At 74.6% G+C, this 16,272-nt stretch carries 9 protein-coding genes; 4 read left to right on the top strand and 5 right to left on the bottom strand.

The features are described from left to right. Positions 1–80: 80 nt before the first annotated feature. Together WMF27_RS44315 and WMF27_RS44310 are read right to left on the bottom strand one after the other, a co-directional pair. A complete protein-coding gene (locus WMF27_RS44315; RefSeq protein ID WP_437762840.1) occupies positions 81–1,394 on the bottom strand; it encodes a FecR domain-containing protein in 1,314 nt (437 codons plus the stop codon). Next, positions 1,391–2,143: an RNA polymerase sigma factor gene (locus tag WMF27_RS44310; protein WP_437943583.1), complete on the bottom strand. Its 753-nt coding sequence runs from the start codon at positions 2,141–2,143 to the stop codon at positions 1,391–1,393. The genes WMF27_RS44315 and WMF27_RS44310 overlap by 4 nt, the downstream gene beginning before the upstream one ends. A 336-nt stretch (positions 2,144–2,479) precedes the next feature. Here WMF27_RS44310 and WMF27_RS44305 point away from each other — a divergent pair, with 336 nt between their 5' ends. Both WMF27_RS44305 and WMF27_RS44300 read left to right on the top strand, forming a co-directional pair. Further along, positions 2,480–2,689, top strand: a complete 210-nt coding sequence (locus WMF27_RS44305) for a hypothetical protein (RefSeq protein ID WP_044967283.1) — start codon at positions 2,480–2,482, stop codon at positions 2,687–2,689. Positions 2,690–2,970: 281 nt separating this feature from the next. Next, positions 2,971–4,056 (top strand): hypothetical protein, encoded by a 1,086-nt coding sequence (locus tag WMF27_RS44300; protein ID WP_437762842.1) that lies wholly within the window; start codon positions 2,971–2,973, stop codon positions 4,054–4,056. Positions 4,057–4,123: 67 nt separating this feature from the next. On the opposite strand, the gene WMF27_RS44295 is transcribed toward WMF27_RS44300, so the two are convergent. Together WMF27_RS44295 and WMF27_RS44290 are read right to left on the bottom strand one after the other, a co-directional pair. After that, complete coding sequence (locus WMF27_RS44295) at positions 4,124–5,278, bottom strand: ferritin-like domain-containing protein (protein ID WP_437762843.1); 1,155 nt, start codon at positions 5,276–5,278, stop codon at positions 4,124–4,126. Positions 5,279–5,521: 243 nt separating this feature from the next. Next, positions 5,522–7,006 carry a serine/threonine-protein kinase gene (locus tag WMF27_RS44290; RefSeq protein ID WP_437943581.1) on the bottom strand — a complete coding sequence of 495 codons (1,485 nt, stop codon included), beginning with the start codon at positions 7,004–7,006 and terminating at the stop codon, positions 5,522–5,524. A 293-nt stretch (positions 7,007–7,299) separates the two neighbouring features. Between WMF27_RS44290 and WMF27_RS44285 the strand changes: the two genes are divergently transcribed. Further along, a complete protein-coding gene (locus WMF27_RS44285) occupies positions 7,300–8,013 on the top strand; it encodes a hypothetical protein (RefSeq protein ID WP_437762845.1) in 714 nt (237 codons plus the stop codon). A gap of 7 nt (positions 8,014–8,020) precedes the next feature. Beyond that, positions 8,021–12,295, top strand: coding sequence for a serine/threonine-protein kinase (locus WMF27_RS44280; protein ID WP_437762846.1), 4,275 nt, complete (start codon positions 8,021–8,023; stop codon positions 12,293–12,295). A gap of 28 nt (positions 12,296–12,323) precedes the next feature. Here WMF27_RS44280 and WMF27_RS44275 read toward each other — a convergent pair whose 3' ends face one another. Continuing rightward, positions 12,324–16,271 (bottom strand): serine/threonine-protein kinase, encoded by a 3,948-nt coding sequence (locus WMF27_RS44275; protein WP_437762847.1) that lies wholly within the window; start codon positions 16,269–16,271, stop codon positions 12,324–12,326. Position 16,272: the final 1 nt, after the last annotated feature.

Raw genomic sequence — 16,272 nt, 5'->3', positions numbered from 1 at the left:
AAGCGCAGAACCGCCGGGAGTGTCAAGCATGTCCACCGCGCTCGGCGGAGCGCGATCGACGAGGACGGGCGCACCCCGCTCTACGGGGTCGGGCTCGCGTCCGGGGCCGGCGGAGGCTGGGGCGGCGGGGCGGCGTGCTCCTCTTCCTCGGCCGGCTCCTCGCCGGACTCGCCGGAGACGATCCGCTGGACGTCCTCGCACCGGCCGTCCGGGTACTTGGCCACATACTCCCTGGCCATCTGAGAGGCCTCGTCCTTGTGGCCGGCGACCACCTCGGCGCGGATGCGCTTGCAGAACGAGTCCTCCGCGAGGTTGCCCTCGGGCGACAGCGAGCGCGCCTGCTCGTAGTACCTCGCCGCCAGCGCCTGCTCGCCCATGCTCGCGTGCATGTCGCCGAGCTTGTAGGCCGCGATCGGCGCGTTCGCGTCGCTCGGGAAGCCCTCGACCACGCGCGCGAACGCGCGCATCGCCGCGGCGCGATCGCCGCCCTTCCCGCGCAGGAGGTCGCTGAGGTCCATCAGCTCCCTCGCCGTCTTCGCGGAGGCGATGGCGCCGTCGATGCCGCCGCTCTGCTGCTGCAGGCTCTGCAGCGCCTCGGCGGCGTTGCCCGCGTTGTACCGCGCGCGCCAGTCCGGCGCGGCGGCGGAGGCGGCCGGCGCCGCGGCCGCCGGCGGCTCGATCGGCGCCACCTCCGCGCTCGAGCGCGGGAGCGACGAGGCGCGGGCGCGCCGGGGCTCCGGCGGCGCCACGACCGCGATCCGCTGCCGGATCGGCACGCCCTCCTCGGCGTCGCCGCGCCCGAGCTCCCGCGAGCCGGCCGGCGACGTGAGCTTGACCGAGCCATCCGCGACGTTGACGTCGATCGCGTCGACGTTGTGCTTCACGCGCAGCACGCTGCCCGCCGCCGCCGCGAGGCGGGCCTCGCCGGCGACGATCGCGAGCGCCGCCGTGCGCGTCCCGCTCACGGTGTCGAGCCACGCCTCGCCCTGCACGAGCCGCAGCGTCAGCGCGCCGCCGTCCGCCTGCTCGACCTCGACGGTCGTGCCCGCCGTCAGCGAGATCCTCCCGCCGCCCGGCAGCTGGAAGGTGCGCCCCTGCGAGCCCGCGGCGAACACGTCGACCAGCGACGGCGCGTCGTCGGCCGGCGCCACGGCGGTGGGCGCGGGCGCCGCGCGCTCGTCGCTCCAGATCGCCTTGCCGAGCCACAGGCCGCCGCCGAACGCCGCGAACGTCGCCGCCGCGAGCATCGCGGCCATGCCCGCGCGCCGCGGCGACGAGCGCTCGCGCGCCCCGAGGTCGTGCTCGATGCGGTCCCAGACGCGCGCGATCCGCTCCTCGGTCGCGTGGTCGCGCAGATCTGCCGGGGCGATCCTGGGTAGCCCTCGCCGGCTCATGATGAGACCTCGTTGCTGGTTGAGTCTACAAAGTGACCGTCGAGGAACTGCTGCGCCCGCGAAATCCGCCGCTTGACGGTCGCGAGCGAGCAGTCCGTCATCTGCGCGACCGTCTCGAGATCGTGCCCCTCCACCGCGCGGAGGATCCACGCGATCCGGTCGTCCGCCGGCAACGTCTGGAGCAGGGCGTAGATCTGCGCGATCTGCGCGCGCGCGTGGGGCGACGCGGCCGGGCTCGCCAGCGCGTCGAGATCGACCGGCTCGCTCGACTTGCCCATCCCGAGCACGCCGAGCAGCCGCGCGCGCCGCATCCGCGAGCGGACCTTGTGGACGATGATCGACCCGAGCCAGGCGCGGAACGCGGCGGGATCCACGAGATCGTCGAGGCGCTCGAAGGCGCGGAGGAACGCGTCGTGGGCGATGTCCTCCACGTCGCGCGCGGAGCCCTCGATGCGCGTCGCGAGGTGGATGGCGAAGGCGGCGTGCCGCCGGTAGAGCTGCTCGAGCGCGCCCACGTCCCCGCGGGCGCCGAGCACCACGAGCTGCGCGTCCGGCAGCTCCGCGAGGCCCGCGCCGCGCTCGGCCGGCCCGGCCGCGGCGGAGGAGCGCCGGTCCCGCGCGCGCGCCCCCCCGAACCGGCCATCGCCGGGGCCGCGCTCCTCCGGAGCGAACGCGGCCCCGGCGTCGCCCATGCCCTCCTGGGCCTCCGCGGCCGGGGCAGCCGGGGCGACCGGTTCGACAAGGCGCAAGCGCCCTCGCTGAGGTCTCAGAGCCATGCGTTCGTACCAGGGGACATGACCGGAAATGTACAGCAGACGGTGATCGCGATGCCCTCGCGGGAGGCGCGGCAGCGGCCCGGGCGGAGCGCCGCGCCCTGGGCTCCTGTCCAGGGCGGCATCAGGAGCGCCCCGAGCTTCCCACACTTTTCTCAGACGCCTGGTCGGGCCCGGGCGGCTCATCGAAAAAACTGTGAGCCGTTCTGGCCCCCCGCGGCGTCTGGGTGGTGGCCGCCGGATTTGCGTGCGGCTCACACGCCTGTTTGGTTGTGAGGGTGGCCTGACCGCCCTCTTTTTCGGAGGATTCCCATGAAGAAGCTCGTTCTTGCGCTCGCCGCCGTCTCGTCCCTCGTCGTCGCCTGCGGCGGCAGCGCCCCGGCCCCGACCGACCCGGGCGCGGCTCCGGCGGCTGACCCGGCGGCGGCGCCGGCGGCCGACCCGGCGGCGGCCCCCGCGGCCGACCCGGCGGCGGCCCCCGCGGCCGACCCGGCGGCGGCGCCGGCCGACGCCCCCAAGTGAGCTCTCTGCGCGGCACGCCGCTTCCTGGGTGAAGCGCGCACCGCGGAGCGCTTTGGGCGACGCCTCTCCGGAGGCGCCGCCCTCTTTTATTTTGTGCCCCTCGTCCGGCATGCGCCCGCGGCGCCGGCGCGCCTGTGCTTTGGCGCCATCCGCGGGCCGTCTCCATGTATGTTCCGTCCGCGCGCGTTCCCGTGGACGGCTCATCGCGGCGCCGCTGCAGCCCGCGAGCCGGTCCCCCTCCTTCTGACGACCCGACCTCTCGTGTCCCCGGGGCTGATCGTATGGGTACCACAAGCCGGCTGAGCTTCCTGCTGCGGTCCGGGCGGCATCGCCCTGGCTTCCTCTCCTCGCGCGCCTTCGCCTGGTCTGCGCTCGTCGCCCTCGCGGGGGCCTCGCTCGGGGCGGGCTGCGGCCGCACCGAGACGTGGGAGTACGACAGCTCGTCCGGCGCCGAGCCCTCGGCGTGCGGCGACGGCGCCTGCAACGGCGCGGAGGACTGCCGCTCCTGCGCTTCCGACTGCGGCCCGTGCCAGGGCCAGGGGTGCGGCGACGGCGCCTGCTCGGGGACAGAGACGTGCGCGACGTGCGCGAGCGACTGCGGCCCGTGCGGGGGGTGCGGCGACGGCGCCTGCAACGGCGCCGAGGACTGCGGCAGCTGCGCCGAGGACTGCGGCCTCTGTCCGCGCTGCGGCGACGCCGCCTGCGATCCGGCGAGCGAGTCGTGCTCGACGTGCCCGGGCGACTGCGGGGTGTGTCCGAACTGCGGCGACGGCGTGTGCAGCGGCGCCGAGACGTGCGCGACGTGCGCGGGCGACTGCGGCGTCTGCCAGGGCTGCGGCGACGGCGTCTGCTCGCCGCGGGAGGACTGCCGCTCCTGCGCCCCCGACTGCGGCGTCTGCGAGGCCTGCGGCAACGGCGTGTGCAACACCGGGCTGGAGAGCTGCTTCTCTTGCCCGGACGACTGCGGCGCCTGCGCCACGTGCGGCGACGGCATCTGCTCGGGGACGGAGACGTGCGCGTCCTGCCGGCGCGACTGCGGCGTGTGCTCGGTGTGCTCGAACGGCGTCTGCGAGAGCTTCGAGACCTGCGGCATCTGCCCCCAGGACTGCGGCGTGTGCGAGCCCATGGACTGCCAGGAGGTGGTCACCTGCGCCGCCCGGTGCATCGACAGGGAGCGGATGCCGCCGGAGTTCAGCGTCGCGTGCGTCTCCAGCTGCGTCTCGCGGGGCTGCCCCAACGCTCAGTTTTTCGCCGATCAGGTCCTCTCGTGCGCCTTCAGGTCGCTCGCCGCCTGCAACGGCGACTTCGCCTGCATCCAGAGGCGGTGCGGCGTCGAGCTCTCGGCCTGCGCCCGGTCCACCTGCTGATCTCCCCCCGGGGCGGGCGCGGGCGTCCGCCTCTTTCGCCCCCGGACGCCCCCCGGGCGCCCTCGCCTCACGCGTCGTCGAGCAGCTCCTTGGCGGTCAGCTCGCTGGCCGCCCGCCCGTGCTCGTACTCGAGCAGGCCGAGCGAGGCGTAGCGCGGCCGCATCCGCGGGGACAGCAGGCCGATCCGCTTCAGGTTCGGCACGATCCGCCTGAACATCGTCCGGCGGAAGAACCCCATCAGGTCGCTCTGGAGCATGAGCTCGTCCCACGCGCAGCGCGTCATGCGGTGAGCGTAGAACTCGTCATAGAACTCGTGCGCCAGGAAGCGGTTGCGCAGGAGCACCGACAGGTCGAACGCCCAGTCCTCACGCTCCCTCCGCGCCCGCTCGTCGATGCCCTCGCGGTAAAACCTGCTCAGCGCGAGCACCCCGTAGTGGACGTGGCGCGCCTCGTCGGTGATCACCGACCGGAGGACGTCCTTGAGGAGCGGCTCGCTCGTCATCTGTCGAATCGAGCCGAACGCGCCGAGCGCCAGGCCCTCGATCATGATCTGCATGCCGAGGAACTTCATGTCCCACCGGCCGTCGCTCATGATCGCGTCGATGACGACATAGAGGTTGTCGTTGATCTCGTAGAGCTTCTCCAGCTTCTGCGTCAGGTAGGCGTGGAACACCTCGACGTGGCGCCCCTCGTCGGCGACCTGCGTGCTCCCGTAGAGCTTCGCGTCGAGCGACGGCACGCACTCCGTGATCTGCGAAGCCGCGAACAAGGCGCCCTGCTCGCCGTGCAGGAACTGGCTCAGCATCCAGGAGAGCAGCCCGTGGCGCTGCGTCGCGCGCTCCCGCTCGGAGAGCCTGCCCCAGGCGGGCAGCTTGGACGGCGGCATCCAGCTGTCGGGCAAGAGCGGCGTTGCCGGGTCGAGCCAGTCGACGCTCCGCGACCAGTCGAGGTCTGTCGCAGCGTCCCACTGGGACGTCTTGGCGAGGTGGTAGAGCCTCGCCATGTCGGGGTCGTCCCGCCCGTAACTCCAGTTAAAGCTGGCCTCGTATCCAACCGAGATATCGGTCGAGACCACGCCCTTGCCGCGCCGCTGGACGAAGCCGCGGAAGGCGGGCCCGAGGAGCGAGGCGAGCACACGGACGTTACCGCTGCTCGATGCGTCGCGAAGGAGAGGGGCGGAATCGAGGAGGGTCTGGAGTGCTTGCTGGAGGCGTATGGACATGAGAGCTTTCCGGAGCGGCGAGGCGCGGGCGCGAGGCCGAGCGACCCGCGGGCAGCCCTTATAATGGCACCTATCATCGAGCGGCAATCGCCCCTCGCTCGTTTTTGCGTCGTCATATCGACTCCGGGAGCTCCCGAGTCGGCCATGGGGTCCACGCCGAGCGCGCGCCCGTCGCCGACCTGACATCGCGCGTCGCGGGGGCGCGGCGCGCGCATCCCCGGCGCTGGCCGCGCGCCCTCCGCGTCAGAGCGCGCGGCACCGCAGCGTCGGCGCCGGCGAGGAGCAGTGCCCGGAGAGCTCGCCGATCAGCAGGAGCCCGGGCGGCCCCGCGGAGAGCTCGAGTCCGCCGATCCCGCGGACCGCCGCCTCCGTCGCGCAGAGCGCGTGCACCGCGTCGACGGGCGCCCACGCCCCGACCCGGGCCAGGTCGCCGCCGATGATCTCCGGGTGGTTCGCCGAGCGCACCACGACCTGCCCGGCGTGCAGGCACAGGTTCGTGTGAACGCGCGTGTCCGGGCCGCTCCTCAGCGCGATCTCCTCGTGGAGCGAGGCGGCGATCTCGATCACCGCCGCGCGCTCCAGCAGCGACTCGCGCAGCTCGCTGGAGAGGAGGCGCACGGCGAGGATCTCGCTGCCGGTCACGGAGACCAGCGTGAGCCCGGCGTCCCGGAGGCGCTCCTCCGCGAGGTCGAGCACGAGGCCGAGCTCCTCGGCGAGCGCGTCGTCGAGATCGTCGGCGTCGGTGCGCACCCGGAGATCGAGGTAGATCGCGATCGCGTCGGTCTGGAGCTCCGGCATGCTGCTCCGCCCCGACGTCGGCTCGCCGACCGCCTCGCGCAGCGTGTAGAGGAAGCTCTTCACCGAAGGATAGCGGTGCTCCGGCTGCTTCTCCATGCAGCGCAGCACCACCGCGTCGAGCGCGGGCGGCAGCGGGGTCCGCCGGCTCGGGCGCGGCGCGGGCTCCTCCAGGTGCTGTCGGAGCAGCTCGGTCGCGTCCGGCGAGTAGAACGGGAGCTTGCCCGTGAGGAGCCTGTGCAAGAGGACGCCGAGCGCATACACGTCCACGCGCGCGTCGAGCACGCCGCCGAGGATCTGCTCGGGCGCCATGATCGTGAGCGTGCCAGGCGCCCTCCCCGCCGTGGTGAAGCCGCTCGCCCCCTCGTCCGGCTCCATCAGCTTGGCGATCCCGAAATCGAGGAGCTTGACCGCCCGCGGGGCGCCCCGCGAGACGAAGATGTTGCTGCCCTTCACGTCGCGATGGATGATCCCGGCCGCGTGCGCCGCGTCGAGCGCCGAGCAGACCGGCTCGAGCAGCTCGAGCGCCTGCTCCGGCGAGAGCCGCCCCTCCTGCCGGAGGAGCACGTCGAGCGTCACCCCGTCGAGGTGCTCCATCACATAAAATGGCCGGCCGTCCGCGAGCTCGCCGGCGTCGTGAATCTCGACGATCCCCGGGTGATTGAGCAGCCGCACCACCTCGATCTCGCGCAGGAAGCGCTTCACCATCTTCGGCGACGCGGCGAGCGTCCCGTGGAGCACCTTCATCGCCACGCGCGCGCCGGTCCGGAGGTGAATGGCCTCGTACACGGCCCCGCATCCGCCCCGGGCGATGGGCGACACAACGCCGTACTCACCCGCCCGCGTGCCGCACTGCAGCTCGCCTCGGGAAAAGGACCTCTCCTCCAGTGAAAATGCCCGTGTCTCGTTATCTCGCGTCGCCAAAGCATCCATCGTCATACCCCCCCCGATGCGACTAAGGACTCACCCGAGCGAGGATTTTCTCCGCGCCAGACGGCCGGGTTGGCGCTACACGCCGCTTCGCCAAGTGGTACAGTAAATCCATCGTTATCCTTACGGTAGCCTATTCCATCTGCTAGCAGAACGGGCGGGGAGGGGGACAGATGAAGAGGCGAATTCGAGCGCTGTGCGCGAACACGTTTCTGTTGGCTTCAGTGCCGTGCTGCGGTGGCAGCGACGGATTTCCCGCGGAGTGGGGGTCGGTCGACGAGGTCTCAAGTGCGCTCGTGAATCACAACGCGCTCAACCCGAACGCGCTCAACCCGAACGCCCTCAACCCGATTGCGCTCGCCCCGAACAGACTCGCCTCGAACGCGCTCTCGGCGGCGGTCCGCGCCGCCATCACCCGCCCCGGGGAGCTCGGCGCGATGTCCAGGCAGCTCCTCCAATACATCGTCGGCTGCGCGCTGACCCCGTCGCAGTCGTTCAGGTTCTCGTGGCGCGACGAGCTCGGCGAGCTGCGCGAGGAGGTCTACCCGGGTTACCTCGGGCTCGCGGCGAGCTGGGCCATCGCGCCGCTGAGCGAGTCCCGGGAGCGGTGGGTCTCGGCCTGCGTGGCGTCGCGCGCCAACCGGGCCGGCGTCTCCGTGATGATCTCGTCGCGCGCGGCGCACCTCGCCCTCAGGCACCCCGACGCGAGCGAGGTCGAGTCGTATCCGATGGAGGAAGGCGCGTTCTGGGGCGATCTGTTCGCGACCCCGCCCCGCCTCTATGCCTGCTACAACGAATCCAACGTGGAGCGCTCTCGGGCCCTCAGCAGGGACTGCGCCGCGGGGCTCCCCGAGCCCGGAGGGGGCGTCCGAGAATGCCCGAACATTCACATCGTGGGCTCATGCGATCTCGCGTGTGACGCGCCCAGCGCGGCCGACGGCTATCGCCCGAGCTGCACCGACGATCGAGGCGAGTCGTGGCCCGCGGTGATTACGACGTTCCTGCCATGAGGCCCCCATGTTGCCCGATGCTCGTCGAGGCGGAAGCGCGGCTCGCTCCGGGGCGCCCACCGCGCGGTGCAAGGAGTGCGGCCGGCGCGTCGCGCACGCGGATCCGGGGTGCCCGGAGCACGGCCCCGTGGTGCGGCAGGCCAGCCCGGAGCCCGGCGCGCCCGGCGGCGCGGACGAGCCCAGCGGCAGCTGGCTGAGCGCGACCGCGCTGCCCAGCATCGAAGGCTACCGGGGCGTCCGGCTCGCCGGCGCAGGCGGGTTCGGGGCCGTGTTCTCGGCCGAGCCCGAGGAGGGCGGCCCGACCGTGGCGATCAAGGTCGCGCGCGCCGGCCAGCCGGACGCGAGCGCGCGCCTCGTCAAGGAGATGCGGGCCCTCTACGACGTCGGCCCGCCCCACGTGCCCGCCGTCTACGGGTGCGGTCAGCTCGCCTCGGGCGCGCCGTACTTCGTCATGGAGTACCTCGACGGCCCCACGCTCGCCGACCGCCTCGTGGCGCGCGGGGTCGCCGGGCCGATGCCGGCGCGCGAGGCGTGCGCCCTCGCGCGCGCCGCGCTCCGGGCCCTCGAGGCGATCCACGCGCGCGGCTACGTGCACCGCGACGTCAAGCCGGAGAACATCTTCGTCTACGGCGCGCCGCTCGCCGCGCGCGCCGGGGACGGCGGGCACCGCGCCACCATCATCGATCTCGGCCTCGCCGCGGGGCGCCGCGAGCCGTCGCCCGGCCTCACCGCCGAGAGCGACGCGCCCGGCACCGCCGAGTACATGGCCCCCGAGCAGTGCGACGGCCGCGGCGACGTCGACGCGCGCGCGGACGTGTACGCCCTCGGCGCCGTGCTGTTCGAGCTGCTCACCGGCAAGCCGCCCTTCTGGGGACCCCCCGCCCTGGTGCGGCAGGACCACCTCAGCCGCCGCCCCCCGCGGCCCTCGTCGATCGCGCCGATCTCGCGCTCGCTCGAGGAGATCGTGCTCCGATGCCTCGCGAAGGACAGAGGCCAGCGCTTCGCGAGCGCCGCGGCGCTCGGCGCCGCCCTGGAGAGCTTCGAGCGCGGCCACGAGCGCCGCCCGGGGCACCTCCGGCGCCCCACCACCGATCCGCCGCCGCCGAGCGCCCGCAGCGTCGAGCGACGCGCCGTCGCGCTCCTCTTCTTCGAGGCCAAGCTCGACGTCGTGGCCCTCCAGCGGAGGCTCAGCGCGCTGGGCGGCGAGCTCGCCCACGCCGCGGGCGGCCGCTTCGTCGCCGTCTTCGATCACGCGGACGGTGCGAGCCCGCTGCGCCGCGCGGCGCACGCCGGCCGCGAGCTCGAGCAGCAGCGCGTCCTCTCCCGCGGGCTGCTCGACCTCGCGACCGTGTCCGTCCAGCCGCGGCCCGACGGCACGCGGCGGTTCCTGAGCCCGCTCTTCCACCGGGAGGATCGGCTCGCGGCGGGCGGCCCTCCGGGCCTCACCCTGTCGCCGGCGGCCGCGGCGGCGCTCGGCGACGACGCCTCCCAGACCCCGGGCGACGGCCTCCCCCCGCCAGGACCGGCCTCCGCCCGGCCCATGCTGGCCGCCGCCCTGCCCGACGCCGACACCGCGTTCGACTCGAGCTCCCAGCCGCTGTTCGGCCGGAACGACGTGCTCGACGCGCTGGTCGCGGGCGCGCGCGACGCCGTGGCGACCGCGACGCCCACCATCGCCAGCGTCATCGGCGTGGCCGGCCACGGCAAGAGCCGCCTCGCCGGCGCGCTCGCGCAGCGGCTGCGCGCGCTCGAGGGGCGCGCCGAGGTGATCGAGCTCCGGACCGGCGAGCCGGTCGCGGGCGGGGCCGATCGCGTCGTCCGGGAGATCCTGCAGCGGGCGCTCGCGCTGCCCTCGTCCCCTCCGGCGGACGGCGGCAGCGCGCTCCTCCGGCGCCGCCTCGCGGGCGCGCAGCAGGCGCGGCTCGGGGCCGCCGTGGCGCTCGCGCTCGGCTGGATCAGCGACGACCCGCTCGCCGAGGAGCGCTACCCGGAGCTCCGCGCGCTCTCCGCGGCGCCCGGCGCGCTCCGCGCCGCGCTCTCCGTGGCCGCCGGCGAGGCCCTCCGCCGGCGCTCGCGCCGGACGCCGCTCTTCGTGGTGCTCGACGACGCGCACGTGGCCGACGACGCTGCGCTCGCCGCGCTCGAGTACGCGGCGCTCGCCGAGGCGCAGGCGCCGCTCTTCATCTGCGCGTTCGGGCGGCCGAGCTTCGAGAGCGCGCGGCCCTCCTTCGGCGAGCGCGCCGCGCGCCACGAGACCTACCGCCTCGAGGCGCTCGATCGCGAGAGCGCGATCGCCCTGTGCCGGCGGCTGCTCCTGCCCGCGGAGGACGTGCCCGAGCCCGCGGTCGCGCACCTCGTCGAGCGCGCGCAGGGCGTCCCGCTCCTGCTCATCGAGCTCGTGCGCGGCCTCAAGCGCGGGGGCGTCGTGCGCCGGCACCCGCGGGGCGACGCGTGGTACCTCGCCACCGACGAGCTGGATCGGCTCCCCGACATGCCGCTCCTCGACTGGCTGGCCCTCGGCGAGATCGACGCGCTCCCGCCCGCGCTGCAGGCGCACGCGCGGCTCATCGCGCTGCTCGGCCCCGACGTCGCGGTCGCCGAGGTGGCCGGCGTGCTCCACCGGCTCGACGAGCACGGCGAGGCCGACGACCTGCCGCTCGACGCCGCGGTCGCCGTGAAGCGCCTGATCGCCGCGGGCCTCCTCGTCCAGGACCGGCGAGGCCGGATCGGCTTCCGCCACGCGCTGGTCCGCGAGGCGGTGGCCCGCGCCGCGCCCGAGCCGCTCCGCCGGCGCGTCCACCTCGCGGCCTTCAAGGTGCACCGCGACGCCGCGAGCGACGAGGCCGGCGAGCGCGACGCGCCGCACCTCAAGAACGAGCGCCTCATCCCGTTCGCGTACCACGCCGCCCAGGCGGGCCTCGGCGAGATCGCGGAGATCGCCTACCTCACCCTCGCGGAGCGCGCGCGCGCCCGGCACGCCTACCTCGACGCGGAGACGCTCTACAGCCGCGCCCTGGAGCAGCCGATCGAGCCGACGGCGCCGGGCGGAGGCCCGCCCAGCCGCCGCGCGCCGGGCGGGGTGCGCCCCGACCGCGCGGCCGCGCACCGGGGCCGCGGCCTCATGCGCTACCGCCTGGGCCGCTACCACGACGCGCTCGCCGATTTCGCCAGCGCGCGGGCCATCGCGCGGGCGCGCGGCGACGTCCCGGCGCAGATCGACATCCTGCTCGACGAGGCCACGGCGCTCGACTGGATGGACGAGTTCAAGAGCTCCGAGGAGCGCGTCGAGGAGGCGGGCGTGCTCGCCGAGGAGATCATGCTGTCGCCGGCGCTCGCCGCGCGCCTCGCGCTCGGCGCCGGGCGCACGCTCCACCGCTTCAGCCAGGAGGAAGAGGCGGCCGCCGCGCTCGAGCGCGCGGCGGCGTCGGCCGCCTCGCTCGGCGACGAAGGGTACGAGACGCTCGTCATCTCGCTGCTCATGCTCGGCTTCGTCCTCCAGGGGCTCGGCCGGCTCGACGACGCCGAGGACGCGCTCGGCCGGGCGATCGCGCTCTGCGAGGCGCACCACGACACGCTGCACCTCTGCGTCGTGACGAACAACCGCGCGCTCCTCTGGGCGTGCCGCGGCGACAAGGCCCGGATGATCGCCGACCTCGAGCGGGTGCTCGCGCTCGCGCGCGACCTCGGCCAGGGCGCGCTGGAGCGGGTCGGCGAGTACAACCTCGGCGAGTACCTCTACCTCATGGACGACCTCGCGGCGGCGGGGCCGCACATCGATCGCGCGCTCGAGATCGAGCGGCACCGTTTCTGCGGGATGTGCCGGCCTGTCGCCCTGCTCCTCAAGACCCGGTTCCTCTTCTTTTGCGGCGAGCAGGCCGAGGCGCGCGCGCTGTTCGAGCAGATGCGCGGGATGCAGGAGCGCGCCCGCGACGAGGGCCAGGCCGACGCGCTGATGGTCCCCTCGGAGGAGGTGCTCTGCGCCATGATCGATCTGGCGACGCAGGACAGGGGCGCCGCGGACGACGCCGCGTGGGACGCGCTCGTGGACCGCTCGGCCCAGAGCTCCGTGGGCCAGGAGCACATCGAGGTCCTCGAGATCCGCGCGGTGACCGCGCTGCGCCGCGGCCGGCTCGCGGCCGCGCGCGCCGCGCTCTCGGCCGCGATCGCGGCCTCAGCGCGCATCCCGAACGTGATGGGCGACCGGCTGCGCCGCCACGCCGCCGCCATCGCCGAGCGCGAGGCGGCGGAGGCCGCCCTGGATCAGCCGACGCAGCCGGCGTAGGCGGGCCGCGCCGCCGCCCCGTAAAATGTCACCCGGCGGCGGCGAGCGCGAGGGTCTTCGCGTTGTCGGGCACGCACGTCAAGAACCGCTCCCGGAAGGACGCGTCGCTGATCTTCGCCGCGCGGTCGAGCAGGTGCTGGCGCGCGACGGCGAGCGCCTCCGCCGCCTCGCGCGCGGCGCCCGCCGCCGCGAGCGCCTCGGCGTAGGCGAGCCGCACGAGCGACTCGCCCTCCTCGAGCGAGCCCGCCTCCTCGAGCTGCACGAACGCCTCGCGCGCGGCCGGCAGCGCCTCTTCCGGGCGGCCCTGCGCGAGCAGCGCGCGCGAGAGCACCGCCACGGCGGCGGCGCGGAGCGGAGGCGCCACGACCAGCGCCTCGACCGCGGCGCGCGCCTCGCGCTCGGCGGCCGCGGGATCGCCCGACAGGAGCATGATCTTCGCCATGTACGTCAGCGTCACGCCCTCCATGCGCCGGTCGCCCTGCTGCTGGAACGCCGCGGCGGCGCGCTGCTCGAGGAGCTTCGCCTCCTCGAGCTGCCCCAGGTGGGCGATGACGTAGCCGAGGTTCTGGAGCGCGGCCGTCTCCAGGTCGTCGAGGCCCATGCGCTGCGCCCCGGCCAGCGCCGTCCGGAGCTCCGACTCGGCCACCTCGAAGTCGCCGAGCTCGCCGTACAGGAAGCCCAGGTTCGAGCGCGTCGTGCAGGCGTTCCGGCGGTCGCCGGCCTGCTCGAACGCCGCGCTCGCCGCCGTGAACCCGCTCAGCGCGGCCCCGATGTCGCCCCGCGTGTGCGCCCGGACCGCGCGCGCCTGCTGGTACTGCCCCGCCGCCTGCGGCTCGAGCCCGGCGGGCTCGCTCGCGGCCGCCTCGAGCATCTGGATCAGCGCGTCGGCCGCCGTGTAGCGACCGCCGAAGATCAGGTACATCGCGGCCTCGCACAGGCACATGATCCGCGCGCTGATCGCGCCGGCCGCCTCGGCCGCCCGCGTCGCCCAGGCCTCGACGCGATCGAAATGGCCGAGCTTCCCCTCCGCGATGATCACCTGCCCGATGGCGCGGAACCACGGCGAGCTCCCGGTCCGCACGAGGCTCGCCGCCTCGGTGCCGCGCTGCACGGCGAGCGCCGTCTCCTGTTGCCACAGGGCGATCTCGGCCTCCACGAGCCGCAGCCGCCCTAGCTCCTCGTCGGCCGCCCCGCACTGGACGCCCATCTCGGCGCGCGCGAGGGCGCTCGCCAGATCGTTCGCCTCGAGCGCCTGCTCCGCGGCCCTCCGGTACCACCGCACCGCGCGCCCCGGCTCGCCGCCGCGCCGGAAGTGCTCCGCGAGCGCCATCGCGTCGGTGTGCCCGCTGCGCTCGAGCCACTCGCCGGCCAGCTTGTGGCCGAGGGCGCGGTCCGGCTCCGTGAGCATCGCGTACGCGGCCTCGCGCACGATCGCGTGGCGGAACACGTAGTCCGTCGGGATGAGCCACCCCGGCGTCGAGACCGGGGCGATGAGCTCCCGCGCCGCGAGCGCGTCGAGCCACGTCTCGGTCTCCTTCACGCGCGTCGCGCCGCCGAGCAGCGCGGCCACCGCGAGCTTCGAGAAGCGGTCGCCGAAGATGCTCGCGGCCCGCAGCACGCGCTTCGCCTCGTGCCCCTCGGCGTCGAGCCGCGCCTCGACCGTGCCCAGCACCGAGTCGGGCAGCACGTCCCCCTTGCCCGTCGCGACCGCGCGGATGAGCTCCTCCAGGTAGAACGGGTTGCCGTCGGCCCGCTCCACGACCCGGGCCACCGTCTCCGCGGGCGTGTCCTCGCCGAGCGCGCTCCGCACCATGCGCTCGCTCGCCTTGGCGGGCAGCGGCCCGAGCTTGATCGTCTGCACCTCCCGGTCGGTCCACAGCCCGGGGAACTGCTTGCTCACCTCGGGCCGGGCCAGCGCGAGCAGCATGAGCGGCAGGTCCCGGAGGTTCCGGAGCGTCTGATCGATGAGGCGCACGGTCGCCGGATCGCCGAAGTGCAGGTCCTCGAGCACGAGCAGCACCGGCTGCGCCGCGCACTCGGCGGCGAGCCAGTCCTCCCACGCCGCGCGCGTCGCGTCGGCCATGAGCATCGCGTTGTCGCGGGCCGCGCGCAGCCCGCTCGTCTCGCCGTCGGGGAACGGCGTCCGCGAGAGCTCGCCCAGGAAGGCCGCGATCCGGCTCAGCGCCTCGCCGCTCAGGTGGCGCCCGAGCCGGCGCGTCAGCTTGCGCCGCCGGGCCTCCACCGGCTCGCCCTCGCGCATCCCCGCCGCCTTCTGGATCGCGTCGGCGATGAGGCCGAACGGGGACCCCGCGGCCATCGACTCGGCCCGCCCGGAGAGGATCTCGACCGACCCGAACTGGCGCCGCACCCGGGTGAGGAACTCCAGGCGGAGCCGCGACTTCCCGGACCCCGCCGCGCCGATCACGAGCACCGCGCTCGCCAGCGACTCGCTCACGCACCCGGAGAACACGCCCTCCAGCATGGACAGCTCGCGGATGCGGCCGACCCAGACGCTCGGCTTGCCGAGGAGCACGGGGACGCTCTCGTCGGCCGCCGTCTCGGTCGCGAGGAACGGCCCGTTCTCGTCGCTCTCCACCTTGAGCCGGCCGCCGACCACGCTGGCCGTCACGTCGTCGAGCCGGACCGCCCCGGCGTGCGCGGCCCGCAGGGCGCGCACCCCCCGGTCGATGACGTCGCCCTCGATGAGCTTCGCCGACGACACCCCGCGCCCCGTGGCGACGGCGAGCGGGATGCCGGGGAACCGCGCGCGCAGCGCGAGCGCGCACCGCGCCGCCCGCTCGGCCCGGTCCACGGCGCTCCCGGCGCCGGCGAGGATCGCGATGAGCGAGCCTCGCGAGATCTCCGTGATGTGGGCGCCGTAGGGCTCCACCGCGGCCCGCACCTCCGAGCGCGGCACCGCGGAGCCCGGGCCCTCGCTCGAGAGCTCCTGCAGCACGCTCGAGACGTCCGAGGCGCTGGGCACGCCGCCGGCCGCCGCGACGCTCATCTGCACGTCGTCCGGCTCGCCGGCGAGCACGAGGGACACGAGCCGCTGCTCGCTGCGCGTGAGGAAGCCGTCGGGCCGCGCCGAGCGCATGGTCGCGTCGCGCGGGGAGGCCAGCGTGGCGGGCCGCGGCGTCGCCCAGCCGTCGAGCACCTCCGCGATCTGCGCGAGCTCGACCCCGACGTCGCCGCAGTCGCGCGGCCGGTCCTCGGGGTTCTTCGCCATCATCCGGTCCATGAGGCGCTCCAGCGGCTCCGGGACGTCCGCGCGGACCTCGCGCAGCCGGGGCGTCGTCTGGAACAGGAGCTTGGCGAGCGCCGCCATGACGTGCGCCCCCTCGAAGGCCGGGCGGCCGGCGATGCACTCGTAAAAGACGCACGCGAGCGAGAACACGTCCGCCCGCGCGTCGAGGGCGCCCCCGCCCTCGATCTGCTCGGGCGCGATGTACCCCGGGGTCCCGAGGATCCCGCCCGTGTAGGTGAGCCGCCGAGACTCCCCGTCCGGGCGCGCGATCCCGAAGTCGACGAGCCTGAGCTGGCCGACGTCGCCGGCGACGAGGAAGATGTTGCTCGGCTTGACGTCGCGGTGGATGATCCCGCGCGAGTGCGCGAAGGCGAGCGCGTCCGCGGTCCTGCGCAGCACCGCCAGGCTCTCGGCGAGCGCGAGCTGCCGGCGCGCGAGGCACGCCGCCAGGTCCTCGCCCTCCAGCCACTCCATGGCGAGGTAGTGGTCCTCGGCGCCGGTCCGCCCGTGCGTCACGTACCGCACGATCCCCGGATGGCTCAGCTCGGCGAGGATCTGCGACTCGCGCTCGAACCGCTCGACGTCGAAGGCCTCGCGGCTGTGCAGGACCTTGAGGGCGACCGGGCGGTCGTCGAGGCGGTCGTGCGCGCGATAGACCGTCCCCATCCCCCCGGCCGCAACCTGCTGCCCGACGACGAAGCGGTTCGCGAGGACGGCGCCGGAATCCACG

Origin of the sequence: Sorangium sp. So ce281, assembly GCF_051527395.1 — a bacterium.
In the GTDB taxonomy this organism is placed as follows: domain Bacteria; phylum Myxococcota_A; class Polyangia; order Polyangiales; family Polyangiaceae; genus Sorangium; species Sorangium cellulosum_B.
The sequence above is the reverse complement of the archived record's forward strand: the minus strand, read 5'-3'. Positions and strand labels throughout refer to the sequence as shown.